The organism is Rhodopirellula maiorica SM1 (assembly GCF_000346295.1).
GTDB lineage: Bacteria > Planctomycetota > Planctomycetia > Pirellulales > Pirellulaceae > Novipirellula > Novipirellula maiorica.
In genome coordinates this window covers 1-2,010 of the sequence record NZ_ANOG01000222.1, presented here as the reverse complement: position 1 = coordinate 2,010, position 2,010 = coordinate 1, and the positions used below count along the sequence as shown (strand labels likewise).

Here is a 2,010-nt window from a genome sequence, read left to right as displayed (position 1 = left end):
GACCTCGGGCTGTGTTGTTGGACCGCGTTGCGGTCAATCACTGACCGTTGAGGCCTCACACATCAACGCTGAAGGCGCTCAACAACAAAGCCCAGGGTCGCGAAGCGCACCCTGGGTTCGCGATACCACCACGCACCGCCGACCCCAACGGGGTCGAACATCGAATCGATTGCAAAGCGAATTCGGAAAAGCTAACCTTTGACGAGTGCTGCTCGTCGTCCGCGCGCGCCCAAGATTAGAAGTCCGACAATGACAGTGTGGTTCCATCTTGAACCTGTTCACCGTAACCACCGAGATGAGATGAGCCGCATCATGAGCGAAACCCCTCTTAGTTTAATCGACCGTGTTCGCTTCAGCGGAGACGACGCTTCTTGGGCGGAGTTGGTCGAACTTTACACGCCTTTTCTGCAGCGATGGGCGGCAAAGTTCCAGATCCAGTCATCCGACTGCAACGATTTGGTGCAAGATGTTTTGATGACGGTTCACCAAAACGTCAATTCGTTCGAGCATTCAGGGCGGAGCGGCGCATTCCGGGCGTGGCTTCGTTCCATTCTCGTTCATCGGATTAGCAATTATTGGCGAAAGCGAAAAAACGCTGCGGTGGGCCAAGGAGGAAGCGATTTCCACGACTTGCTCCAAACCATGTCGGATCCCAATAGCAATCTGAGTCAGTTGTGGGAGCGGGAGCACGACGCGTTTGTTTTGGCACACCTTCTTGACCGTGTTCGGGTTCGCTTTACGCCAACATCGTTTGAAGCCTTCCATCGCACCGCACTTCGCGGCGAATCGGCCGCGCAGGTCGCCGCGGATTTAAAAATTTCTGTGAACGCCGTCTTTGTTGCTAAGTCGCGGATTCTTAGTGAGTTACGTCGTCAATCCCAGACCCTGATATGACGCTTTCACGCGGTTTGCTGTTCGTTCTCTGAAAGAAATCGTCGTCTGATGCACTTTCATCTTATCTGAACTGCAGCACAACCATCCGCTCGTACCGAACTGAGGCACGCATGATCGATTTACTTCATCCGCCCGTCAAGCAAATCCGCGAATTTGGATTAGGACGACTTCAGACCAGCGACACTGACGAGATCGCGATTCATGTCGACCAGTGCGACCGATGCTGTGAGCATCTGAGGGTGTTGCCCGATGACGACTTTGTCGAGCGAATCCGAGATTTAGCTAATTGCGAACTGTTTGAGCAGTTGGAGTGCCAAGCCCAGTCTGACCTCGCCGAGCGTGACGCGAAGCATGACCTCGCCGAGATACTAACGGATCATCCGCGGTATCGAGTTATCCGTCAGATCGGCGCGGGAGGGATGGGGGAAGTGTATTTGGCCGAACACATGGTCTTGAACCGAACCGTCGCACTCAAGGTGATCCGCCGAGCGTGGAGGGACCATTCGAGCGGATCAGAGCGGTTTCGCCGAGAAATGCAGGCCGTTGCCCGATTATCTCATCCCAATATCGTGACCGCCTACGACGCCGAACCGCTTGGCGAGTCCGCAGTGCTGGCGATGGAGTACGTCCGAGGCGAGACGTTAGATGAATATGTCGATCGAGTCGGGCCACGCCCCGTTGATGAAGCCAACATATTGATCGAACAGGCCGCCGCTGCACTGCACCACGCCCATCAGCATGGATTGGTCCATCGGGACGTGAAGCCGCAGAATATCATTCGCACACCAGATGGAATGATCAAAGTCCTCGATTTTGGCTTGGCGCAATTGAAAACTCAGGCCGAACCGGTGCATGAGGACCTTCCGCAAGAAGATCGCGATTCAACAGACTTGACGCATCCAGGGATGCGCCTCGGCACTCCGGAGTTTCGGTCACCCGAACAGTCGACCGGCGGACCTGTTGATGTTCATTCCGATGTCTATGGTCTCGGCGCGGTCTATTCCTATCTATTGCTAGGAAGGACCGAAAGCCGTCGTCTGCGTGAATCATTCGCGAAGGGTCGGACGAAAGAAGCCCTGACTGATATCCGGCTTCCGAAACATGCAAAGCAAGTGC

General features: G+C 54.9%; 2 protein-coding genes. Both read left to right on the top strand.

The genetic code is table 11. The annotated features are described in order from the left end of the window. Positions 1-312 precede the first annotated feature (312 nt). Positions 313-894 carry an RNA polymerase sigma factor gene (locus RMSM_RS06750; RefSeq protein WP_040764486.1) on the top strand — a complete coding sequence of 194 codons (582 nt, stop codon included), beginning with the start codon at positions 313-315 and terminating at the stop codon, positions 892-894. Positions 895-1,004: 110 nt separating this feature from the next. Beyond that, the coding region (locus RMSM_RS06745; RefSeq protein ID WP_008693351.1) for a serine/threonine-protein kinase at positions 1,005-2,010 on the top strand (1,006 nt) is incomplete at its 3' end.

Bases quoted from the DNA above. Each gene is read 5' to 3' on its own strand.
- RMSM_RS06750 (WP_040764486.1), top strand. From the start codon at position 313: ATGAGCGAAACCCCTCTTAGTTTAATCGACCGTGTTCGCTTCAGCGGA.